20 protein-coding genes are annotated in these 21,680 nt (G+C 71.8%); 8 read left to right on the top strand and 12 right to left on the bottom strand.

Going from position 1 to position 21,680, the window contains the following annotated elements:
* The first annotated feature begins 28 nt into the window (after positions 1-28).
* From J8M51_RS30380 to J8M51_RS30365, 4 genes are all read left to right on the top strand, one after another.
* Positions 29-727 carry a TetR/AcrR family transcriptional regulator gene (locus J8M51_RS30380; RefSeq protein ID WP_179202889.1) on the top strand — a complete coding sequence of 233 codons (699 nt, stop codon included), beginning with the start codon at positions 29-31 and terminating at the stop codon, positions 725-727.
* Positions 728-815: 88 nt separating this feature from the next.
* Positions 816-1,778, top strand: coding sequence for a PfkB family carbohydrate kinase (locus J8M51_RS30375; protein ID WP_267299716.1), 963 nt, complete (start codon positions 816-818; stop codon positions 1,776-1,778).
* Between the two features lie 228 nt (positions 1,779-2,006).
* Positions 2,007-4,334, top strand: coding sequence for a glycosyl hydrolase family 95 catalytic domain-containing protein (locus tag J8M51_RS30370; protein WP_267299600.1), 2,328 nt, complete (start codon positions 2,007-2,009; stop codon positions 4,332-4,334).
* A gap of 168 nt (positions 4,335-4,502) precedes the next feature.
* Positions 4,503-6,182: a glycosyl hydrolase family 28-related protein gene (locus tag J8M51_RS30365; protein ID WP_398857141.1), complete on the top strand. Its 1,680-nt coding sequence runs from the start codon at positions 4,503-4,505 to the stop codon at positions 6,180-6,182.
* Between the two features lie 38 nt (positions 6,183-6,220).
* Here J8M51_RS30365 and J8M51_RS30360 read toward each other — a convergent pair whose 3' ends face one another.
* The 12 genes from J8M51_RS30360 to J8M51_RS30305 form a co-directional block, all read right to left on the bottom strand.
* Positions 6,221-7,522 (bottom strand): MFS transporter, encoded by a 1,302-nt coding sequence (locus J8M51_RS30360; protein WP_218781495.1) that lies wholly within the window; start codon positions 7,520-7,522, stop codon positions 6,221-6,223.
* A 2-nt stretch (positions 7,523-7,524) separates the two neighbouring features.
* Complete coding sequence (locus J8M51_RS30355) at positions 7,525-8,451, bottom strand: alpha/beta hydrolase (RefSeq protein WP_179203537.1); 927 nt, start codon at positions 8,449-8,451, stop codon at positions 7,525-7,527.
* Between the two features lie 95 nt (positions 8,452-8,546).
* Complete coding sequence (locus J8M51_RS30350; protein ID WP_256966347.1) at positions 8,547-9,224, bottom strand: XRE family transcriptional regulator; 678 nt, start codon at positions 9,222-9,224, stop codon at positions 8,547-8,549.
* 9 nt (positions 9,225-9,233) lie between these two features.
* On the bottom strand, positions 9,234-10,322 hold the full coding sequence (locus J8M51_RS30345) for an FAD-dependent oxidoreductase (protein WP_267299599.1): 1,089 nt from the start codon (positions 10,320-10,322) through the stop codon (positions 9,234-9,236).
* Positions 10,319-11,638, bottom strand: a complete 1,320-nt coding sequence (locus J8M51_RS30340) for an FMN-binding glutamate synthase family protein (RefSeq protein ID WP_086756105.1) — start codon at positions 11,636-11,638, stop codon at positions 10,319-10,321. Before J8M51_RS30340 ends, J8M51_RS30345 begins: the two co-directional genes overlap by 4 nt.
* A 16-nt stretch (positions 11,639-11,654) precedes the next feature.
* Entirely contained in the window at positions 11,655-12,332 is a 678-nt protein-coding gene (locus J8M51_RS30335; RefSeq protein WP_086756107.1) for a GltB/FmdC/FwdC-like GXGXG domain-containing protein, read from the bottom strand.
* Complete coding sequence (locus tag J8M51_RS30330) at positions 12,320-13,177, bottom strand: class II glutamine amidotransferase domain-containing protein (RefSeq protein WP_086756108.1); 858 nt, start codon at positions 13,175-13,177, stop codon at positions 12,320-12,322. Before J8M51_RS30330 ends, J8M51_RS30335 begins: the two co-directional genes overlap by 13 nt.
* An 11-nt stretch (positions 13,178-13,188) precedes the next feature.
* Positions 13,189-14,532 (bottom strand): type III glutamate--ammonia ligase, encoded by a 1,344-nt coding sequence (gene glnT, locus J8M51_RS30325; protein WP_086756110.1) that lies wholly within the window; start codon positions 14,530-14,532, stop codon positions 13,189-13,191.
* A 155-nt stretch (positions 14,533-14,687) separates the two neighbouring features.
* Positions 14,688-15,341, bottom strand: a complete 654-nt coding sequence (locus J8M51_RS30320; protein ID WP_086756111.1) for a GntR family transcriptional regulator — start codon at positions 15,339-15,341, stop codon at positions 14,688-14,690.
* Between the two features lie 73 nt (positions 15,342-15,414).
* A complete protein-coding gene (locus J8M51_RS30315; RefSeq protein ID WP_086756113.1) occupies positions 15,415-15,918 on the bottom strand; it encodes a flavin reductase family protein in 504 nt (167 codons plus the stop codon).
* A gap of 26 nt (positions 15,919-15,944) precedes the next feature.
* Positions 15,945-16,382, bottom strand: a complete 438-nt coding sequence (locus J8M51_RS30310) for an ester cyclase (protein WP_086756115.1) — start codon at positions 16,380-16,382, stop codon at positions 15,945-15,947.
* Positions 16,369-18,039: a BCCT family transporter gene (locus tag J8M51_RS30305; RefSeq protein ID WP_086756116.1), complete on the bottom strand. Its 1,671-nt coding sequence runs from the start codon at positions 18,037-18,039 to the stop codon at positions 16,369-16,371. Before J8M51_RS30305 ends, J8M51_RS30310 begins: the two co-directional genes overlap by 14 nt.
* Positions 18,040-18,281: 242 nt before the next feature.
* On the opposite strand from J8M51_RS30305, the gene J8M51_RS30300 reads away from it, so the two are divergent.
* From J8M51_RS30300 to J8M51_RS30285, 4 genes are read left to right on the top strand one after another with little or no spacing between them, the layout of a single operon-like run.
* Positions 18,282-18,908, top strand: coding sequence for an amino acid synthesis family protein (locus J8M51_RS30300; protein WP_086756118.1), 627 nt, complete (start codon positions 18,282-18,284; stop codon positions 18,906-18,908).
* Positions 18,905-19,456: an amino acid synthesis family protein gene (locus J8M51_RS30295; protein WP_216587932.1), complete on the top strand. Its 552-nt coding sequence runs from the start codon at positions 18,905-18,907 to the stop codon at positions 19,454-19,456. Before J8M51_RS30300 ends, J8M51_RS30295 begins: the two co-directional genes overlap by 4 nt.
* An 11-nt stretch (positions 19,457-19,467) precedes the next feature.
* Entirely contained in the window at positions 19,468-20,199 is a 732-nt protein-coding gene (locus J8M51_RS30290) for an alpha/beta fold hydrolase (RefSeq protein WP_086758392.1), read from the top strand.
* On the top strand, positions 20,192-21,679 hold the full coding sequence (locus tag J8M51_RS30285; RefSeq protein WP_086758394.1) for an aldehyde dehydrogenase: 1,488 nt from the start codon (positions 20,192-20,194) through the stop codon (positions 21,677-21,679). The genes J8M51_RS30290 and J8M51_RS30285 overlap by 8 nt, the downstream gene beginning before the upstream one ends.
* Position 21,680 lies beyond the last annotated feature (1 nt).

The following is a 21,680-nucleotide window of genomic DNA, read 5'->3' as shown; positions in this document are numbered from 1 at the left end:
CGGTCAAGGGGCGCGAGAGGGAGAGCGGATGGGCGCGGCGGGGACGGGTGCGCGGGGCGGGGGACGGCGTGGTGCGGCGGCACGCGCTCCACTCAGTCGTGAGCGGGTGATCCGCGCGGCGGTGGCGGTGGCCGACGAGAAGGGGTCGGCCGCGCTGACCATGCGGGCGATCGCGGAGCCGCTGGGGGTCGAGGCGATGTCGCTCTACCACCATGTGGCGGGCCGGGAGGACATCCTCGACGGCATGGTGGACACGGTCTTCGGCGAGATCGAGCTGCCGCCGGGCGACACGGACTGGAAGACCGCGATGCGCCGCCGCGCGCTCTCCGCCCGGGCCGCCCTCGGGCGCCACCCCTGGGCCATCGGCCTCATGGACTCCCGCTCCCGGCCCGGCCCGGCGACCCTGCGCCACCATGACGCGGTGATCGGGGCCCTGCGCGCCGGAGGCTTCTCCGTGACGATGACCGCGCACGCCGTCTCACTCGTCGACAGCTATCTGTACGGCTTCGTGCTCCAGGAGCAGAGCCTGCCGTTCACGGGCCCGGAGGAGGTGGACGAGGTCGCGGGCGCCATCCTGAGCGAGATGCCCGCCGACGCCTACCCCCATCTGACCGAACTGGCCGTCGAGCACGTCCTCAGGCCCGGGTACGACCATTCCGACGAGTTCACCTTCGGCCTCGACCTCATCCTCGACGGCCTCCGCCCGGACGAGCCCGTACGGGACTGACGGCGACCCGGCGACATGCTTCGCATCATTCGAAGACTCGGTGACCGTCCGTGGACGTACCCTCCGCCCAGGGAGAGTCGAGGCCGTGATGCGTCGCCGGGGCGGCCGGGCGACGGGAGAGTGGGTCGTCGTGACGGAGTCGGCGCCGGGGCCGGTGCGGTCGGTGGCGGGGCGGGAGCCTCGTGGTCTGTTCGTCGGGTTGTGCACGCTGGATGTCGTCCAGCTCGTCGACCGGGCGCCGGGGGCGAACGAGAAGCTGACCGCTCGGGACCAGGTCGTGGCGGCGGGCGGTCCGGCGGCGAACGCGGCTGTCGCGTTCGCGCATCTGGGCGGCTCGGCGACGCTGCTGAGCGCGATCGGCCGGCATCCGCTGGGGGCCGTGGTCGCGGCGGACCTGGAGGAGCGGGGGGTGACCGTGGTGGATCTGGCGGGTGACTCGGCCGGTCCGCCCGCCGTGTCGTCCGTGCTGGTGACCGCGTCCACCGGGGAACGTGCCGTCGCCTCGACCAACGCCGCGGGTCACCGGCTCGCCCCGCCCGACGATCTCGACGCGCTCGTGGCGGCCTGCGACATCGTCGAACTCGACGGTCATCACATGGAGTTGGCGGTCTCCGCCGCCCGCGCGGCGCGTGCCGCCGGCCGTCGGACCGTCTTCGACGGGGGCAGTTGGAAGAGGGGTACGGAAAGGCTGCTGGCGTCGGTCGACGTGGCGGTCTGCTCCGACGACTTCCGTCCGCCCGGCACGAGTGCACCGGCACAGACCCTGCGGTTCCTGCGGGACCACGGGGTCGGGTGGTCGGCGGTCAGCCGGGGCGGGCGGCCCCTGGTGTGGGCGGGTCCGGACGGCGGGGGCACGGTGGAGGTCCCGGCCGCACGGGTGGTGGACACGCTGGGCGCGGGTGACGTCCTGCACGGGGCGCTCGCCCATGGCCTCGCGGTCCGGGACGAGGTGACGGCACGGGGCTTCGCCGAGGCGCTGCGTGGAGCCGCCGAGGTGGCGTCCAGGGCGTGCGCGTCGTTCGGGACCCGGGCGTGGATGCGGCCGGAGTGAGCCGACGTTGAGTCAACTCCCGTCCATACATCGGAGCTATGGACTCGCCTCGCCGCCGTCCCACCGCCGCCCCACCTCTCCCCCACCTCTCCCCCACTGCCCATCTTTCGCCATATTGGCGCCTCATTGACGCCTTACTGACTGCCTCATTGACGCACGCTCACCTCTGTCCCTAAGTTTCATCGCGGTATTGCTCCGATGATTCGCGTGAGCCTGTTTGGAGGCACCATGACCTCTCCCTCCGCGTCCGATCCGTCCAGACGTACCGTTCTCGCCACCGGGTCCGCCGTCGGTGGCGCCCTGCTGGCCACGGGGCTGCCCGCGCAGACCGCCGCGGCGGCGCCTCCCGTCGACCCCTGGCGTGCCGTCCTCGACGACGCCGACATGGTCTGGCGGCGGCTGCCGACGACCTGGTACGAGGGCCCTTTCCTCGGCAACGGCCTCCTCGGCTCCGGGATCTACGCCGAGCCGGGCAGCGCGCCGGGCGCCGCGCCGACGGCCGTGCGCTTCAATGTCCAGCACTCCGAGGTGCAGGACCACAGGCCGGAGTTCGGCTCACTGTTCGGGCTCGCCCGGCTGCCGATCGGGCACTTCACGCTGGAGCCGGTCGGTGCGATCACCGGTGTGGACTGGCGGCTGTCCCTGCGGGACGCCGAGCTGACCGGCACCCTCACCACGGAGAGGGGCACGCTGTCCCTGCGGGCACTCGTGCACAACGACCGCTCCCTGCTCGCCGTGGAGGTGACACCCAGCAGGGGTGAGCGTGACTTCCGCTGGGTGTTCCACCCGGCGGACGCGATCAGCCCCCGGGCCGCCTTCAAACCCCTGCCGGACGGCTATCGCGGCAACCCGCCCGCCGAGGTCCGCGACCACGACGGCGTACGGGCCGCCGTACAGCCGCTGCTGGCCGGCGGGCAGCATGTGACCGCGTGGCGGGAGCGGACCGGGGGGCGGACGCGGACGCTGTACGCGCATGTCGCGCACTCGTATCCGCGGACGACCGCTCTGGGCCGGGCCCTCGCGGCGGTCCGCGCCGCGGCCCGGCTGCCGTACTCCGGGCTGGCCGCGCCCCATCGCTCCTGGTGGCACGCCTTCTACCGGAAGGGCTTCCTGTCCGTCCCGGACGCCCGGATCCAGCGGTTCTACTGGATCCAGCTCTACAAGACCGCCTCCGCCGCCCGCCGCGACGCCCCGGTGATGGCGACCTGCGGCCCCTGGCTGGAACCGACGCCCTGGCCCAACACCTGGTGGAACCTCAACGCACAGCTGGAGTACTGGCTCGTCCACGGCTCCAACCATCTCGAACTCGACGCGATCACACGGGCGTTGGGCGAGTACCGGGACAATCTCGCCAAGGAGGTGCCCGCCCCGTACCGGGCCGACTCGCTCGGTATCCCCCGCACCACCGATCCGAGCCTGGTCAACGGCGCGGCCAGTGCCCTGATGGGATACGGCGTCGGTGTCCCCGGCCAGGACCCGCCGACACCCGAGGTCGGCAATCTGACCTGGGCGCTGCACAACGTCTGGCTCAGCTACCGGCACACCATGGACGAGTCGATCCTGCGGGACGTCCTGTTCCCGCTGCTGCGCGGGGCGATCAACTACTACCTGCACTTCCTCGAACCCGGCCCCGACGGCCGGCTGCATCTGCCCGCCACCTTCTCCCCCGAGTACGGCGGCAACTCACGGGACTGCAACTACGACCTGATGCTCCTGACCTGGGGCTGCCGCACCCTCCTCGAAGCCGCCGAACTCCTGGGCGTGGACGACCCGTCGGCGCCCCGCTGGCGAGAGGTGCTGCGCAAGCGCGCCCCGTATCCGACGGACGAGAACGGGTTCATGATCGGCGCGGACCTTCCGTTCGCGAAGTCGCACCGGCACTACTCCCATCTGCTCGCGGTCTACCCGCTGTACGAGGTGACCGGCCGCGATCCCGCCGAACGCGCCCTGATCGAGCGGTCGTTGGAACACTGGGTGGGCTTCGAGGGCGCCCTCCAGGGCTACACCTTCACCGGCGCCGCCTCGATCTCCGCACTGCTGGGCAAGGGCGAGGACGCGCTGCGGTACCTCGGTGAGCTGATGACCCGCTTCATCAAGCCCAACACGATGTACCAGGAGTCGGGGCCGGTCATCGAGACACCCCTGTCCGCGGCCCAGTCGCTGCACGACATGGTGTGCCAGTCGTGGGGCGGCGTCATCCGGGTCTTTCCCGCCCTGCCCGCCGCGTGGACCGAGGTGGCGGTGCACGACTTCCGCACCGAGGGCGCCTTCCTGCTGAGCGCGCGCCGTCAGGGCGGTGCCACCCGCTGGGTGCGGCTGGCCAGTGAGGCGGGAGCCCCCTGCGTGGTGCGGCACGGGATCACGGGGCCGGTCGACGTACGGGACGGGCGGGGGCGTCCACTGCGGTACTCCCCCGCCGGTGACGGCGCGATCCGGGTGTCGCTGCGCAGGGGCGAGTCGGCGCTGATCACCGCCCGGGGCGACCGCCCCGACCTGGGCGTCCGGCCCGTACGCCCGAACGGGCCCACACCGCGCTGGGGGTTGCCCGGCGACTGAGTCCGCATCAGGCCTTTCCCCCTTCAGCAGCTCGTGGCATGCTCACCGCTCAGCGCACATCTGAACGTCGTTCACATCCATGAAAGACCATGGGAAGGGCGAACGGGCATGAGAGACGCACACAGGGCCACGAGCGGCCATCTGAATGTCATGGGCATGACTGGAAGCATGACCAGGAGAACCCTGCTGGGAAGCGCGATCGCCGTCGCGGCCGGTTCCGGTGCCGCCGCGGCGGCCGGACCGGGAACCCGGCCGAACGGCACCCCGCTCCTGTGGCGGGAGTTGATCCGCGCCCCCTTCACGCATCCGCAGATCCCGTACGTCGGACGGGCGGGCTGTCACGCGGGCGCGGTCCGCCCGCCCCGGCGCCCCGTGGTCGCCGACGTACGGGACTTCGGCGCCGTGGCGGACGGCACGACCGACTCCGCTCCCGCGATCAACCGGGCCATCGCCGCCGCGGGCCGGGCCGGCGGCGGCACGGTCGCCCTCCCGCCCGGCACCTTCCGCATCGACGACGTGATCCGCCTCGACCGGTCGCAGGTGATCCTCAAGGGCGCGGGCAGCGGCCGTACCACGCTGTACGCGACCAGGAACCTCACCGAGCTGATCGGGGCGTACGGCTCCCGCTACGGCGGCGACAAGTCGGGCTGGTCCTGGGCGGGAGGGCTCATCTGGCTGGCGCCCCGGGACCGCCTGGCCTCTCTCGTCGCCGCGATCCGGGCGAAGGCATGGCCCTTCGAGGGGTGGACGGGCAACGCGCGCGACGAGTGGCGTCCCCTCACGGCGGTCGCCCCGGCCCGGCGCGGTTCCTGGACGATCACGGTGACGGACCCGTCGCCCCTGCGCCCCGGCGCCCTGGTCCTCCTCCGGCTGGCCGACGACGCGGACCACACCCTGCTCCGGCACATGTGCGGGGACGGCCCGGGGCCGGCGGCCTACTCCTGGGACGACAAGACGAAACTGACGTCGTACGTCCCCTACGAGTGGCCCGTGCGGATCGTCCGGGTGCGGGGCCGGAAGGTCACCCTCGAACGACCGCTCCCGCTCGACGTACGCCCCGAGTGGAACCCTCGGCTCACCACGCACGCAACGGAGTTGACAGGCTCCGGGGTGGAGGGCCTGACGCTGGAGGCGGCGGAGACCCCGCAGCAGCCGCATCTGCTGGACAAGGGGCACAACGGGGTCGTGCTGCAGTGCGCGTACGACTGCTGGGTGGACGACGTGACGGTCCGGCACGTCGACAACGGCTTCGGTCTGGTGTCCTCCTCGGCGTGCACCCTACGACGGACACGTGTCACCGGCCGGGGCTCCCACCACCCCTACTTCTGCCGCGAGGGCTCGCACGACAACCTGATCGAGGACTTCACCATCGAGGAGCGCACCGGCCCCGCGCCCTCGAACACCCAACTGCACGGCATCAACGTCGAGGGGCTGTCCTCCTACAACGTCTGGTCACGCGGCGACATGCGGATGGGCACCTTCGACAGCCACCGCGGCCTGCCCTTCGCCAACGTCCGCACGGACATCACCCTGAACAACAACGGCCGCCACGGCGGGGACGCGAGCGCCGGGCCACTGTTCGGGGCGCGCTTCACCCACTGGAACATCCGGGTCACCAACGCCCGCGCGGGCCTGGTCAGAATCGACGGGCTGGCCCCGTACTCGGCCACCGTCGGCATCGACGAGGTCCGGGAGTTCGACCAGATCGACGTCCCCGACTTCACGGGCGACCTGCACACGCGCCTGGAGCTGTACGGTCGCCCGCACGCCGTACGGCCGGCCAACCTGTACGAGGCCCAGCGCGAGAGCTTTCCCGCGCCCACGCGTCCGACCGTCGGAGGCTCGTGACGGTACGCCGGCGTCCGCCGTGGGCAGGTCGGCGCTGTTCACCCACCTGAACGCTCGATCGCTTCGGCCGGTTCCGGTCGTACCGTCCGGCGGTGCGCTCGGATCCGGTCGACGAGCAGGACGGCGAGGGTCGCGGCCACCGAGACCGCGCCGCCCACGTACAGACCGCCCCGGGCGCCGAGCCGCACGGTCGCCCAGCCGATGAGGAGGGCGCCCAGCGGGGTGGTGCCCTGCATGATCAGGGTGTGGACGGCGAGCACCCGGCCCCGGTACCGGGGGTCGCTGCCCAGCTGGATCCGGTGGTTGGCGGCCTGGGTGAACCAGAGGGCGGCGCATCCCGTGCCCGCCAGCAGCACGGTCGCGCTCGCGAAGGTGGAGGCCCGGCCCGCCGCGGTCTCCATCGCGCCGAAGGCGAGCGCGGCGACGAACACCGTACGGGCGGACGGGCGTCCCCGCCGGGCCGTGCCCGCGAGGGCGGCGACGAGGGAGCCCGCCGCGAAGGCGGCGGTGAGCAGTCCGAACGAGGCGGCGTCGGCGTGGAGGACCGTCTTGGCGAGCAGGGGAAGCGTGAGCTGGAAGTTCAGGCCGAACAAGCTGATGAACAGCACCAGCGTCAGGGGGGTGACGAGGTCCGGGCGGGAGGCCAGGTGGCGCAGGCCGTCCGTGATCCGGGCCCGGCCGTCCCGGTCGACGAACCGTAGTTCCGAGGGCCGCATCATCCGCAGCCCGGCGACCACGGCCAGATAGCTCACGGCGTTCAGGACCATGACGGCGCCGGTGCCGAAGCCGGCGATGAGCAGACCGGCGACGGCCGGGCCGATCACCCGGGCGATGGTGAAGTACGCGGCGCTCAGGGCGGACGCGTTGGGCAGCAGGTCGGTGCCGACCAGTTCGCTGACGAAGGACATCCGGGTGGGGACCTCGACGGCGTTGACGGTACCGAGGCAGAGGGCGAAGAGGATCACGTGCCACAGCCGGACCGCGCCGCCGAGGTCGAGGACGGCGAGCCCGAGCGCGCAGGTACCGGAGACGAGGTTGCACACCGTCAGCGTCCGGCGTCTGTCGTACCGGTCGGCGATGAGGCCGCCGTGGAGGGTGAGCAGCAGCAGCGGGGCGAACTGCGCGGCGGTGACCGCTCCCAGGGCGGTGGCGGAGTCGTCGGTGAGGGAGAGGACGAGCCAGTCCTGGGCGACGACCATCATCCAGGTCCCGGACACCGAGAGCACCTGTCCGCAGGCGAAGAGCCGGAAGTTGCGGACGGCCAGCGACCGGAAGACGGTCCTGAGCGCCTTGGGTACGCCCCGGGACCCGCCGGGCGCGGTCCGCGGCCCGCCGGGCACGGTCAGGAGAGCGTCGCCGACGGCTCGGGGCGGGCGGCGCGCGGCGGAAGGGTGGTCTCCCGGGCGGTCAGGCAGTCCTCCAGGAACGCGAGGGCCCGCAGATGGTAGGAGCGGGCGGCCCAGCCCAGGCTGATGTTGTGCCCGGCCCCGGGCTGGCGGTCCACGCTCACGCGCGGCGCGGCCGTGAAGTGCGCGGCCAGATCGGCGAGGGCCTCCTCGTCGTGGCGCCACCATGCCTCGTGCTCGGCGAAGGTCAGCCGTACCGGTACCCGGACCCGGGGTGCCGTGGTGCGGAACAGCCGCGGCCAGCGCGCCAGCTCGGCCCGTTCCAGGGCGGGCACGGGCTCGACGATCGTGCCGCTCTCCAGGAAGGTGCCCGAGGGATACAGCCGCAGCGGCCCCCAGCTCCGGCGCAGTCGGCCCCGGTCGTCGGGGTCGGTGGGCAGTTCGTGCGGCTCGACGGCGTACAGATGGCCGCAGCCGGAGATGTCCAGCCCCAGCAGGTGCGGCGGGGCGGGGTCGGCGGCGGCGGTGAGGGCCACCTTGCCGCCGTAGGAGTGGGCCAGCAGGAACAGGCCCCCGCCCGTGTCGTGACGGGAGGCGAAGTCGTGCAGGGCAGCGCGCAGGGACACGGCCTGTTCCGCCAGTTCCTGGCCCTCGGGCAGCCGGGCGGCGGAGTGCCGGTAGCCCGGCCGGTCCAGGGCGAGCACCGTGTAGCCGAGGCTCGCTCCCAGGGTCAGCAGCGACTGCCGGGGGTGGGCCCGGCAGTCGAAGTAGCCCGCGTTCATGCCGCCACCGTGCACGGCGACCACGACGGCCCGCGGGGAGCCGCCGGACGGCTCGCAGAGCAGGGCCGACAGCGGCAGTCCGGCCGCGTCCAGGGTGATCCGGCGCACCTCGTGCGGGGCCGTGTGGGCCGGTCCGGTCATGGTCGCTCTCCTCCGGGTGGGGGCAGCCAAGGGTCTCCCGCCCGGTCGGTGGCCGCACCCGCGCCGCCACGGGTGGGTGAACGGGGCGGCGGGGCTCAGTGGGCCGGGCTGTCCCCGAACGCCGTCACCGTGAGGAAGCGGATCGGGAGTTCGACCAGGCGTTCGGGGCCGTGCGGGGCCTCGCCGTCGAACTGGAGGGCGTCGCCGGGGTGGAGGGTGTGGCTGGACTTGCCGTGGCCGTAGACCATGACGCCTTCCAGCATGTAGATGATCTCGGTTCCGGCGTGCTGGAAGAGCGGGAAGACCTCGCTCTGTTCGGTCAGGGTGACCAGCAGGGCGTCCATGCGTTTGTGGGCGCCCCGCAACGAGCCGAGCTGCGCGTACTCGTGGCCGACCCGGGTGCCGCGCCGCACGATCAGGGCGCCGTGCCCGGCGGGGACGAAGACGGCCTCGCGCTCGTCGTCCATGCCCCGCAGCAGCGCGGTGACCGGGACGTCGAGGCCGCGGGCGAGGCGGGAGAGGGTGGTGAGGCTGCACGCGGTCTGCGCGTTCTCGATCTTCGACAGCATGGCCTTGGAGATCCCGACCCGCTGTGCCATCTCCCCGACCGACAGCCCGACCGCCTGCCGGTACTCGCGGGCCCGGACCGCGATGACCCGCTCCAGCGCCTTGTCGTCGGGGTCCTGGAGGCCCCGCGATTCCCGGGCGTCCTGGGCGTCCCGGGCCTCCTGGGCGTCCTGGGAATCGGCTGCGGGTTCGGGGTGCTCGGCCACCGCCGCATCCTAGCCCGGCCGGTCCAGCCGGAACCGGGGGTGGGGTTCCGCCCGGCCGGTGGCGAGGTCGGCGGCCATCGCCCCGATGAGCGGAGTGAACTTGGCGCCGTGGCCGGAGCACGGGGAGACGACGACGAAGGGACCGTGCCGGTCGAGGACGAAGTCCTCGTCGGGGGTGGTGGTGTAGAGACAGGTCGCCTCGGCCACCGGGTCGGGGACGAGACCGGGCAGACGGTCGCTCACGAAGCCGCTGACCCGGGCGCGCGAGGTCGGGTCGACGACCCCGTCACGGGTGCGGGCGGTGGTGGGCCGGCCCCGGTCGTGCTCGGCGATCTTCATCGCGGGGAGCGGGCCGCCGTCGCCGCCCGAGGGCAGGCCGTAGAGGTGCACGGCTCCGTCCCAGATCAGCGTCGGCCACCGGACGGAGGGGTCCCGCTGCCCGAAGTGGAAGACCTGCTGCTGGGTCACCGTCAACGGCGGCAGCGGGACGGGGAGTCGGAGGTCGGGCAGCCAGGCTCCGGCCGCGACCACGACCGTGTCGGCGACGATCTCCCGGCCGTCGTCGGTACGCAGCCCCACCCTGCCCCCGCCCCGGACCTCGATGCCCGTGACGCGCGTGCCGACGACCGCCTCCGCGCCGTGCTCGACGGCCCGCCGCACACAGGCGGCGACCGTCGCGTCGGCGTCGACGACTCCCGCGTCAGGATGGTGGAGCACCGGCCCCGTGGCCCGGATGTACGGCCAGCGTTCGGCGGCCTCCTCGGGGCCGAGGAGTTCATGGGGCACACCGGCCGCTTCCAGGAGAGCGGCGATCGCGCCCGTGTCCCGGTCCTCGCCCATGTCGAGGCCACCGGTCTTCCGCAGCAGGGGAGTCGAGCTGTCGTGCTCCAGCTCCCGCCACTGCTCGTACGCCTGCCCGGTCAGCCGTACGTAGAAGGGGTCGGCGTAGGCCCGGCGGAAGATCCGGGAGCTGCCGTGCGAGCTGCCGTGGCGGTGGCCGATGGCGTACGCCTCGATCAGCGTGACCTGGTGGCCGCGCCGGGCGAGCTGCCAGGCGGTGGCGGCGCCCATGAGTCCGGCGCCGATCACCGCGATCACCGGGCGGCTCCCGGGATCCAGTCGGTGCCCGCGAGCGGGACGCGGGCCATCGCCGCCGACTCGACGGTGAGGGCGACCAGGTCCTCGGGCTCCAGATGCAGCAGGTGGGCCTTGCCGCAGGCGCGGGCGAGGGTCTGGGCCTCCATGGTCATCACCCGGAGGTAGTTGGCGAGCCGGCGGCCGGCGGCCACCGGGTCGAGGCGGGCGGCGAGTTCCGGGTCCTGGGTGGAGATGCCGGCGGGGTCGCGGCCGTCCTGGTAGTCGTCGAAGTAGCCCGCCGCCGAGCCGAGTGCGCGGTACTCGGCGTCGTACTTCGGGTGGTTGTCGCCGAGCGCGATCAGCGCGGCCGTGCCGATGGCGACGGCGTCCGCGCCCAGGGCGAGCGCCTTCGCCATGTCGGCCCCGCCGCGGATGCCGCCGGAGACGACGAGCTGGACCTCACGGTGGACGCCGAGTTCCTGGAGTGCGCGGACGGCCTGGGGCAGGGCGGCCAGGGTGGGGATGCCGACGTGTTCGATGAAGACGTCCTGGGTGGCGGCCGTACCGCCCTGCATGCCGTCGACCACGACGACGTCGGCGCCCGCGTGCACGGCGAGCTTCACGTCGTAGTAGGTGCGGGTCGCGCCGACCTTCACATAGACGGGCTTCTCCCAGTCGGTGATCTCGCGCAGTTCGAGGATCTTGATGGCGAGGTCGTCCGGGCCGGTCCAGTCGGGGTGCCGGCAGGCGCTGCGCTGGTCGACGCCGACGGGCAGTGTGCGCATGCCGGCGACCCGTTCGGTGACCTTCTGCCCGAGGAGCATGCCTCCGCCGCCGGGTTTGGCGCCCTGGCCGAGGACGATCTCGATGGCGTCGGCGGCGCGCAGGTCGTCGGGGTTCATGCCGTACCGGGACGGCAGGTACTGGTACACGAGGTGGGTGGAGTGGCCGCGCTCCTCGGGGGTCATCCCGCCGTCGCCGGTGGTCGTCGAGGTGCCGACCTCGCTGGCGCCCCGGCCGAGGGCCTCCTTGGCCTGGGCGGACAGCGCGCCGAAGCTCATCCCGGCGATGGTGACCGGCGTCCTCAGACGGAGCGGGTGCTTGGCGTTCCGGCCGCCGAGGACGACGTCCGTGTCGCAGCGCTCGCGGTAGCCCTCCAGGGGGTAGCGGGACATGGAGGCGCCGAGCAGCAGCAGATCGTCGAAGTGCGGGAGGCTGCGCTTGGCGCCCCAGCCCCGGATGTCGTAGACGCCGGTCTCGGCGGCACGCTGGATGGCGTGGACGGTGGCGCGGTCGAAGGTGGCCGACTCGCGCAGGCCGTGGGACGCGGGTTCCATGGTGGTGTCGACTCCCTCAGTACGCTGCCGTGTTGTCGGTCTTGAAGTGGTACAGCTCGCGGGCCGACCCGTACCGCCGGAAGTCCGCCGGGTCCTCGTCCCGCTCGGCGGCCTTCAGCAACTCGGCGAGTTCCACGCGGTGTTCGTCGCGCATCTCCTTCTCCACGCAGTCGGCGCCGAGGGACTTGACCGTGCCCCGCACATAGATCCGGGCCTCGTACAGGGAGTCGCCGAGGGCGTCGCCCGCGTCCCCGCAGACCACCAGCCGCCCGGCCTGTCCCATGAACGCGCTCATATGGCCGACGTCGCCGCCGACCACGATGTCCACGCCCTTCATGGAGATCCCGCACCGCGCGGAGGCGTCGCCGTCGACGACGAGCAGACCTCCGTGGGCGGTGGCCCCGGCCGACTGGGAGGCGTTGCCGTGCACCCGGACCGTGCCGGACATCATGTTCTCGGCGACACCCGTGCCCGCGTTGCCGTGGACGGTGACCGTGGCGTGCTGGTTCATGCCGGCGCAGTAGTAGCCGACGTGCCCCTCGATGTCGACGGTGAGCCGGTCGCGGATGCCGCAGGCGACGGCGTGCGCCCCGCGCGGGTTCAGCACCCGCCAGGTGTCCGCGCCGCCGGGCGCGTGCAGGGCCCGGTTGAGCTCCCGCACCGGGGAGTTCGCCAGGTCGATCAGCGTCGCCATACGTACACCTCTTCCGGTTCGGGTTCGAAGATACGGGCGTGCTCGATGCCCGGGAGGACGTCGAGGGCCCGGTATTCGGAGGCCATCGCCACCCACGCGTCGGTCTCGGCGACGAGCGCCGGTTTGCAGGCGATGGCGTCCCGGACGACGGCGAAGGAGTCGCCGGTGGACACCAGCAGGGTGTAGAAGCCGTCGAAGCGTTCGCAGAGCAGCTTCAGGGCCTTCTCCAGGTCCACGCCCTGCGCCAGCTGGTCGGCGACGAACCGGGCGCCGACCTCGGAGTCGTTCTCGCTGTCGAACTCCACGCCCCGCGCCCGCAGTTCACGCCGGATGGTGGCGTGGTTGGCGAAGGAGCCGTTGTGTACGAGGCACTGTCCGGGGCCGACGGAGAAGGGGTGGGCGCCCTCCGGTGTCACGGCGGACTCGGTGGCCATCCGGGTGTGGCCGACACCCTGCCAGCCGGTGACGTCGGCGAGGCCGAAGGCGTCCGCCAGCTCCACCGGATTCCCCGTGCCCTTGAGGACGGCGCACCCCTCGCCGGAGCCGATGACCCTGGCGTGCGGGAGCGCGGCGGCGAGCCGTGCCGCCTGTGCGTGCACGACCGTCGTGGCGTCGGCGTCGTAGGCCACCGTGCCGGGCAGTACCGCCTCCACCTCGGCCTTCGAGGTGCCCAGCAGGGAGACGACGTTCGTGCCCGGCGGGGTGAGGCGCGGGTCGCCGTAGACGGCGACGCCCGCGGAGTCGGGGCCGCGTTCCACGACCTGGCCCAGCATCGCGGCCAGCAGCCGCCCCAGCCGGGGTTCGAGTGCGGGCTCCCGCAGATGGAGCCCGACGATTCCGCACATACCCACTCCTCTCAGAACGCGGTCAGATAGCGGTCCAGCTCCCAGGGGCCGACCGTGGCGTGCCAGTCGAAGAACTCCTCGCGCTTGAGGTCGGCGAAGTACCGGCTCACACCGGTCCCGGCGGCGTCCAGCGCACCGCTGATCACCTCGTCCTCCTGGAGGGCGTCCATGGCGTGCAGCAGGGTCGGCGGGAGTTCCGGGCCCTTGCCCGCCGCGCCGGGCTCACCCGGGTCGAGGCCGCGTTCGATGCCGTCGAGGCCCGCGGCGAGGGCGGCGGCAGCGGCGAGGTAGGGGTTGGCGGCGCCGTCCCCGCCGCGCAGTTCGACGCGGTTGCCGTCGGGGACGCGGACGAAGTGGGTGCGGTCGTTGCCGCCGTACCCGGCGATGCGCGGGGACCAGGTGGCGCCTGAGTGGGTGTTCACCGCACCGGTGCGCTTGTAGGAGTTGACGGTCGGTGCGATGACGGCCTGGAGAGCCCGCGCGTGCTCGACGATCCCGGCGACGAACGAGTAGGCGAGCGGGGAGAGTCCTAGACCGCGCTCGTCCGTCGGGTCGGGGAACGCCGGTTCCTCGCCCCGCCACAGCGACATGTGCAGATGCATGCCGGTGCCGGTGCGGTCGGTGAACGGCTTCGGCATGAACGTGGCCGTCATGCCCCGCTGTTCGGCCAGTACGGAGACCAGGTACCGCAGGGTGATGACGCGGTCGGCGGTGGTGAGGGCGTCGGCGTGCTTGAAGTTCTGCTCGAACTGGCCGTTGCCGTCCTCGTGGTCGTTGGCGTAGTTGCCCCAGCCGAGGGAGTTCATGGCGCTGGAGACGGCGGTGAGGTGGTCGTACATCCGGGTCAGCCCGCGTGCGTCGTAACAGGGCCGGGCGGCGGTGTCCCGGGCGTCGGCGACGCGGAGCACACCGTGTTCGTCGCGGTCGACGAGGAAGTACTCGACCTCGGCGCCCACGGACAGCGACAGCCCCCGCGCGGCGGCCCGTTGCAGCAGTCGGCGCAGGATGACGCGCGGGGCGTAGGGCCAGGGTTCGCCCTCCACGTACGGGTCGCAGTGGACGAGGGCGAGACCGGGCCTGACGAAGGGGACGGGGGTGTACGAGGTGGCGTCGGGGCGGGCGACGACGTCGGGGTCGCTGGGCCGCTGGCCGAGCGCGCCGGCCGCGTATCCGGCGAACCCGACGCCCTCGTCGCGGAGTTCCTCGACGGACTGGGCCGGGACGAGCTTGGCGCAGGGCTTGCCGGTGAGGTCGACGAAGAGGGCGAGCACGAACTCGACGCCGTCGGCGCGGACGAGTTCGGCGAGATCGGGGGGTGCGGGGAGAGCAGGGAGATCGGGGGATGCGGTCACCATGGGCCCCTCCTTAGGGTGTCCACTGTGGTGAATCGTTGTTGCATACGAGTAGACACACTGGGCGTTACGGAGAGATTTCCGCCGTGGAAGCTCCCGGTAAGCGCGAAGGCCGGGTCCCGTCCCACGAGGAGACGGAACCCGGCCCTGACGCACCCTCAGGAGGTGTGCGAACCGCCGAGGGGCAGCCCGGCCAGGAGTGCGCGTCTGCTGGCCCTGACGTGCTCGCGCATCACCTGCTCGGCGCTGTCGCCGTCCTTCTCCAGGATCAGTTCGAGGACGACGTGGTGCTCACGGTCCGACTGCAGGGCGCGGCCCGGCCGGCTCAGCGAGGTGTGCACCAGCCGGGAGTAGTAGGCGAGTTGGTTCATCAGCATCCGGTAGTGGGCCTCCAGCTTGCTGTTGTCGGCTCCGGTTATCAGCAGGTCGTGGAACTCCTGGACCAGTTCCGCGTACCGCTCCCGGTCGTCGCGGGCCACCGCCTCGTCGGCCTCGACCAGATTGCGTTCGAGCAGGTCGATCTCCGCGACGCGTCCGCGCCGGGCGAGCAGCCGGGCGGCGGCGCCCTCGATGAGTTCCTTCATCTCGAAGAGTTCGGTGATCTCCCGGCGCGAGGGGGTGGAGACGAACGTCCCGACCCGGGGCCTGATCTCGACCAGTCCTTCGGTCTGCAACTGCTTGAGGGCTTCGCGCACCGGTGTACGGCTGACGCCGAACTCCTCCGCGAGGGCGAGTTCCGAGAGCGGGGCGCCGGGCTCGATGTCGCCCTTGATGATCCGCCGGCGCATGTCGGCGATCACTCTGGCCTGCATCGACCCTCCACCGGCCTCCGGCCGGGCAGACCCCCGTTTCGGCTCGCCCTTTTCGCGATTCACCGAACCCTCCTCATCCCAGTGGCGCCAGCGCGCCGCCGTCGAAGAACTTACCCGCGCTGTAGACCATCGGATGGTTCTCGGCGACCTCGGCGTGCACCACACGGCAGATGAACACGGTGTGGGTGCTGGCCTGCAGCCGTTCGCGGATCTCGACCTCCATCGCCGCGCTGCTGCGGGCGAGCAGCGGGCTGCCGAAGGGGCCGCTCTCCCACTCCACCTCCTTGAACTTGTCGTCGGACTTGCCGGCGAAGGTGGCGACGACGTCGAGCTGGTCCGTGGAGAGGATGTTGATCGCGAGGTGGGTCGCCCGGAACAGACAGTCGTGGGTGGTCGAGGTGCGCTGGACGCAGACCATCACGGTGGCGGGGTCGAGCGAGATGCTGGAGAACGCGTTGACCGCCAGCCCTCTGGGGGTCTCCCCGTCCATGGCGGTGACGACCGTGACACCGGTGACGAACCGCCGGTTGACCTGCTTCATCACGTCGAGGTCGGGCTTCGCCGCGAGCGGGGCCATGAGAATGCTCCTTGTCATCGTGATCGTCAGTCCTGTCCCACCCGGATCACACCGAGCGCGGAGAGCAGCGCCCGGGGGTCCCAGGTCACATGTTCCTCGACGATCCGGTCCCCCTCGAAGCGGGCGAACGTGGCGCCGCTGACGTCGACCTGGCGCCGGGTGGGCGGGACTCCGAGGAAGGAGTTGGTCTGGGTGCCGCTGCTGTGCCAGCGGATCGCGGCCCGGTCGCCCTCGACCACGAGGTCGTCGATGGCCGTCACCAGGTCGGGGAAGGCCGCGCGGGTCGAGACGATCGCCGCCTTGAAGGCGGTCAGGTCCTGCGGGTGCGGGTCCCCGCCGTGGCGGAGGTAGTCCGGGCTGAGCAGGGCGTCGAGGGCGTCGACGTCACCGTGGCCCCAGGCGGCGGCCCAGGTCTTCTCGATGAGCGCGCGACGGGCGTCGGTGAGGGGGTCAGAGTGCGGCATCGGCCTTCTCCTTGGTCTCCGCGTCGACGTCCGCGGCGAGGGCGGCACGTGACGCGTGTCGGTCCGAGCGCAGTTCCTTCCAGAAGGACACCGCCAGTCCGGCGATGATCACGAGGAACGGCAGGGACGTCACGATGACGGTGTTCTGCAGGGCGTTGAGTCCGCCGGCGAGCATGAGGACGACGGCGGTGACGCCGGTGAGGACGCCCCAGAGGATGAGCACCGGGCGGCGCGGGGTGAGCGAGCCGTCGGAGGTCATCATCGACAGCACATAGGTGTTGGCGTCCGCGCCGGAGACGAAGAACATCACGACCAGCAGGACGGCGATCGCCGAGGTGAGACCGGCGAGCGGGAAGTGGTCGAGGGTCGCGAAGAACGCGCTGTTGATGTCGGCGGCGGTCTGTTTGGCGATGTCGCCCTTCTCGAACATGTCGACGTGGATGGCGGTGCCGCCGAAGACGGTGAACCAGGTGAAGAACACCACGCTGGGGACGACGAGGACACCCATGACGAAGCCGCGGATGGTGCGGCCCCGCGAGATCCGGGCCAGGAAGACACCGACGAAGGCGCCCCAGGAGACCCACCACGCCATCATGAAGTAGGTCCACCACTGCATCCATTCGAGCCCGCCGAAGGCGGTGCCCTGCAGGCTCATCCGGAAGAAGTCGGTGGCCCACTGGCCCACGGACTCGATGTACAGGTTGGCGATGAACACGGCCGGGCCGACGACCAGCATGAAGACGAACAGCGCGATCGCCAGCACGGTGCTGCCCTGGCTCAGGAACTTGATGCCCTTGCTGACCCCGGTCACCGCCGACAGCGTGAAGACCGCGGTGACGACCGCGATGATGAGCACCTGGCTCACGTTGTTGACGGGCATCCCCCACAGCCGGCCGAGACCGTTGTTGACCTGGAGGGCGCCGAGGCCCAGCGACGTCGTGGTGCCGAACAGCGTGGCGAACACGGCGAGTACGTCGATGGCCTTGCCGATCGGCCCGTTGACCCGGTCGCCGAGCAGCGGCTCGAACAGCTGGCTGACCAGGGTGCGCCGGCCCTTGCGGTGGGTCGAGTACGCGATGGCCAGACCGAAGACGGCGAAGATCGCCCAGGCCTGCAGACCCCAGTCGAAGTAGGAGTACTGCAGGGCGCGTACCGCCGCTGCCGGTGTGTTCGGTTCGGCGAGGCCGTGCGGGGGCGTCGCCAGATGGGAGATCGGTTCGGCGACACCGTAGGAGACGAGGCCGATGCCCATGACCGCGCTGAGGATCATGGCGAACCAGGTCGGGGTGGAGAACTCGGGGCGGTCCTCGTCCTTGCCCAGGCGGATGTCGCCGGCGGGGCTGAAGGCCAGGAACACCAGGAAGATCAGGATGGCGAGCGTGATCACCAGGTAGGACCAGCCGAAGGTGGACGTCACCCAGTTCAGCGAGGTGTTGGTGACCTTGTTCAGGTTGTCGGTGAAGAGCACCGCCCAGGCCACGAATATCGCGGAGATCCCGAGCGAGGTCCAGAAGACGGAACCGAGTCTGCCGCCGTCGGGGCCGGCTCCGCTTCCTTCCCCGGCGCCCTGCGCGACGCCTTTCGCGGCGCTCTTCCCCTCGCTCCCCGATGTCGACACGGGCGTTGTGTCCGCGCCCGCTCCAAGGTGACTGGACATGGAACTCCTTGGGTCCGGGGGCCCGATGGCCACCTGGTCTGGCATACAAGCAGCAGTAAGGCACGCCACCGATGGAGCGTCAAGGGTTCGGTACGCGGAATCCTGCACCGACACGAAAGATCGCTGATCACCGCAGGTTAAGAGCCTGCAACGAGCGCTTCCGGAGAGGAAGGTGAGCGTCCGGAGCGCCGTTCCGTCCGCCCTCTTGACCGACCAACAGACGACACCTATCGTCCTGTGGCATGCAAGAGCGCATGGATCACCTCGACGAGCGCATCGGTCTCCGCAAGCTCGTGGTCTACCGCGACGTCGTCCTCACGGAGGCCGGGGAGAGACCCGCGCGGCCCGCGCGGCGCGCCAGTGTCGCCGCGGTCGTCCGGAACCCCTGGGCGGGCACCGGCCCCGCGGCCGATCTGTCCGGGGAGCAGGCCCGTGTCGGCCCGGTGCTCGCCCGGCTGCTGACCGACCGGCTCGTCTCCTCCCTGGGCGGCGTGGACGCGATCGAGGCGTTCGGCAAGGCCGCCGTCGTCGGCGCGGCCGGCGAGATCGAGCACGCCGGGGCCCTCATCCACACCCCGTACTTCGGCAACCTGGTGCGCGAGTTCCTCCAGGGCGAGTCGATCATCTGCTTCGCCGACACCCGGGCCGACGCCGGCGAGACGCTGGTCGTCCCGCTCTGGCACAAGACCCGGGCCTCGACCCGCAGCCACTACCAGACCATCAGTGCCCGGGTCTCCGACGCCCCGCGCTCCGACGAGATCGTCGTCGTGGCGGCGGCGTCCACGGGACCCCGTCCGCACCCCCGTATCGGGGACCGCATGACCGATCCCGTCGTCACCACCGAAACCCTGGAGGTTGTTCCCTCATGAGCGTCCGCAAGATCGTGACCGTCGTCGAGGAGATCCGCACCGAGGGCGGTCGCGCGCTCGCCCGCCCGGCCCGGATCGCGGTCGTCGCGGCGGTGATCGACAACCCCTGGGCCGGCCAGGGCTTCGTGGAGGACCTCCACCCCGGGATCGAGGCGCACGCCTCCGACCTCGGCGCGCTGCTGGCCCCGGCGGTGCTCGACGCGCTGGAGGAGCCCGCCGAGGCGTACGGCAAGGCGGCGATCGTCGGCCTGGACGGCGAGATCGAGCACGGCTCGGCGCTGATCCACACGCTGAAGTTCGGCGACCACTTCCGCAAGGCCGCGAACGCCACCACACTGCTGCCGGCGGTCGAGAAGCGCGGGCCCGCCGGGGTGCTGTTCGACATTCCGCTGAAGCACATCACCGATGCCACGATCCGCTCGCACCACCAGACCGTCGAGGTCCGGATCGCCGACGCCCCCCATCCGCACGAGATCGTCATCGCGCTGGCCGCCGCCGCCCAGGGGCGCCCCCAGCAGCGTCTGGCCCCCCTCTCGACCGAGCAGTAGGCCAGGCATACATGAGCAAGCCCCCCGTGGTGCTGCTGCACGGTGTCGGGCTCGACCACACCATGTGGGAGCCCACCGCCGCGCTCCTGGCCGACCGTTTCACCGTGATCGCCCCCGATCTGCCGGGCCACGGCGCCCGCCCGCCCGTACGCGACGGGGTGACCCTCGCCGAACTGGCCGCCGGGGTGGCCGGCGACATCCCGGCGGGCTCCCATCTGGTCGGGTTCTCCCTGGGTGCCCTGGTCGCCCAGCACCTGGCCCTGCACCGCCCGGAGCTGGTGGCCACGCTGACCTCGGTCAGCTCGGTGTGCGCGCGTACGGCGGAGGAGCGGGCGTCCGTGCTCGACCGGCTGCGCGCCGCCGAGGCCGACTTCCCGGCGAGCGCCGCCGCGTCCCTGAAGCGGTGGTACGACGACACCGGTGTCGCGCCCGACCAGGTGGCCCGTACCGAGGCCACCCTCCTCGCCAACGACACCGGGTCCTTCCTGAGCTGCTACCGCGTGTTCGCCACGGCCGACGCCGACCTCGCGCCGGATCTGCCCGCCATCGCCGTACCCGCGCTGGCGGTGACCGGTGAGCGCGATCCCGGGTCCACGCCGGAGATGACCCGCCGGCTCGCGGCGGCGCTTCCCGACTGCCGGGCGGAGATCGTCCCCGGAGCGCGTCACATGCTGCCCGTCGAGCGCCCGGAGGCGTTCGCCGACCGCCTCACCACCTTCATCGGAGAGTGCGCCCATGTCTGACCTCACCACGCTGCGGCACGTCATCGGCGGGGCATCGGTCGAGCCCGCGTCGGGCGAGTACTTCGAGAGCGCCAACCCCGCCACCCGCGAGGTCCTCTACCGGGCCGCGCGCGGCGACGCCACCGACATCGACAGGGCCGTGACCGCCGCGCGCAAGGCGTTCGAGGACCCGCGCTGGCGCGACCTCAGCCAGACGCGGCGCGGGCATCTGCTGCGCCGGCTGGGCGATCTGATCGCGGAGAACGCCGAGGACCTGGCCCGTATGGAGACCCGGGACAACGGCAAGCTGCTGCGCGAGATGCGGGGGCAGCTGGCCACCCTGCCCGAGTACTACCACTACTACGCCGGGCTCGCCGACAAGATCCACGGCGACTTCATCCCCACCTCCGACCGGCGGGTGCTCAACTACACGGCCCGCGAACCCCTGGGCGTGGTCGGCGCGATCACCCCCTGGAACTCCCCGCTGACCCTGACCAGCAGCAAGCTGGCGCCCGCGCTGTGCGCCGGCAACACGGTCGTGATCAAGCCCTCGGAGTACACCTCGGCGACCGTGCTGAGGCTCGCCGAGCTGGCGCTCGAAGCGGGCTTCCCGCCGGGCGCGGTGAACGTCGTCACCGGGTTCGGCGCCGAGGCCGGGCAGGCCCTGGTGGACCACCGCGACCTCGCGAAGATCTCCTTCACCGGCAGCACGGCGACGGGGGCGCGTATCGCCGCCGCCACCGCGAGCCGCTTCATCGGTTCCACGCTCGAACTCGGCGGCAAGTCGCCCAACATCGTCTTCGAGGACGCGAACGTCCCGAACGCCGCGATGGGGGTGGTGGCGGGCATCTTCGCCGCCGCCGGACAGACCTGCATCGCCGGCAGCCGGGTCTTCGCACACCGGTCGGTCTACGACGAGCTGCTCGAACGCGTCACGGAGCGCGCCCGGAGCATCGTCATCGGCGACCCCCTGGACGAGAAGACCGAGCTGGGCCCGCTGGCCTTCGAGGGGCAGCGCGACAAGGTCGCCGGATACGTCGACCTCGGCCGCGACGAGGGCGCCCGGGTGCTGACCGGCGGCCGGGCCACGGACGGCGGCCTCGGGGGCTGGTTCTACGAGCCGACCGTGCTCGTGGACGTCGACAACGGCATGCGCGTCGTACGGGAGGAGATCTTCGGCCCGGTCCTCGCGGTGATGCCGTTCGACACCGAGGAGGAGGTCGTCCGGCTGGCCAACGACACCGAGTACGGGCTCGCGGCCGGTGTGTGGACGACGAACCTGTCCCGGGCGCACCGGATGGCGGCGCGCCTGGAGGCCGGGACCGTGTGGGTCAACACCTACCGGGCCATGTCGCCGATGTCACCGCGCCAGGGTTTCAAGACGAGCGGGGTCGGTGTCGAGCACGGCACGGAGACCGTCAAGGAGTACACCCGGCTCAAGAGCGTCTGGATCAACACGAGCGAGGAGCCCGTGGCCGACCCGTTCACCATGCGGAGCTGAC

It is taken from the genome of Streptomyces griseiscabiei (assembly GCF_020010925.1).
Lineage (GTDB): Bacteria > Actinomycetota > Actinomycetes > Streptomycetales > Streptomycetaceae > Streptomyces > Streptomyces griseiscabiei.
Note: the sequence above shows the minus strand (reverse complement) of the source record. Positions and strands in the feature narration are given on the sequence as shown.

Excerpts from the sequence above, each read along its gene's own strand:
- J8M51_RS30330 (WP_086756108.1), bottom strand. The coding sequence starts at position 13,177 with ATGTGCGGAATCGTCGGGCTCCATCTGCGGGAGCCCGCACTCGAACCC.
- J8M51_RS30305 (WP_086756116.1), bottom strand. The coding sequence starts at position 18,039 with ATGTCCAGTCACCTTGGAGCGGGCGCGGACACAACGCCCGTGTCGACA.
- J8M51_RS30365 (WP_398857141.1), top strand. The coding sequence starts at position 4,503 with ATGACCAGGAGAACCCTGCTGGGAAGCGCGATCGCCGTCGCGGCCGGT.
- J8M51_RS30355 (WP_179203537.1), bottom strand. The coding sequence starts at position 8,451 with ATGACCGGACCGGCCCACACGGCCCCGCACGAGGTGCGCCGGATCACC.
- J8M51_RS30310 (WP_086756115.1), bottom strand. The coding sequence starts at position 16,382 with ATGCCGCACTCTGACCCCCTCACCGACGCCCGTCGCGCGCTCATCGAG.
- J8M51_RS30370 (WP_267299600.1), top strand. The coding sequence starts at position 2,007 with ATGACCTCTCCCTCCGCGTCCGATCCGTCCAGACGTACCGTTCTCGCC.
- J8M51_RS30320 (WP_086756111.1), bottom strand. The coding sequence starts at position 15,341 with ATGCAGGCCAGAGTGATCGCCGACATGCGCCGGCGGATCATCAAGGGC.
- J8M51_RS30340 (WP_086756105.1), bottom strand. The coding sequence starts at position 11,638 with ATGGAACCCGCGTCCCACGGCCTGCGCGAGTCGGCCACCTTCGACCGC.
- J8M51_RS30300 (WP_086756118.1), top strand. The coding sequence starts at position 18,282 with ATGCAAGAGCGCATGGATCACCTCGACGAGCGCATCGGTCTCCGCAAG.
- J8M51_RS30315 (WP_086756113.1), bottom strand. The coding sequence starts at position 15,918 with ATGGCCCCGCTCGCGGCGAAGCCCGACCTCGACGTGATGAAGCAGGTC.
- J8M51_RS30285 (WP_086758394.1), top strand. The coding sequence starts at position 20,192 with ATGTCTGACCTCACCACGCTGCGGCACGTCATCGGCGGGGCATCGGTC.
- J8M51_RS30380 (WP_179202889.1), top strand. The coding sequence starts at position 29 with ATGGGCGCGGCGGGGACGGGTGCGCGGGGCGGGGGACGGCGTGGTGCG.
- J8M51_RS30335 (WP_086756107.1), bottom strand. The coding sequence starts at position 12,332 with ATGGCGACGCTGATCGACCTGGCGAACTCCCCGGTGCGGGAGCTCAAC.
- J8M51_RS30290 (WP_086758392.1), top strand. The coding sequence starts at position 19,468 with ATGAGCAAGCCCCCCGTGGTGCTGCTGCACGGTGTCGGGCTCGACCAC.
- J8M51_RS30295 (WP_216587932.1), top strand. The coding sequence starts at position 18,905 with ATGAGCGTCCGCAAGATCGTGACCGTCGTCGAGGAGATCCGCACCGAG.
- glnT (WP_086756110.1), bottom strand. The coding sequence starts at position 14,532 with ATGGTGACCGCATCCCCCGATCTCCCTGCTCTCCCCGCACCCCCCGAT.
- J8M51_RS30375 (WP_267299716.1), top strand. The coding sequence starts at position 816 with ATGCGTCGCCGGGGCGGCCGGGCGACGGGAGAGTGGGTCGTCGTGACG.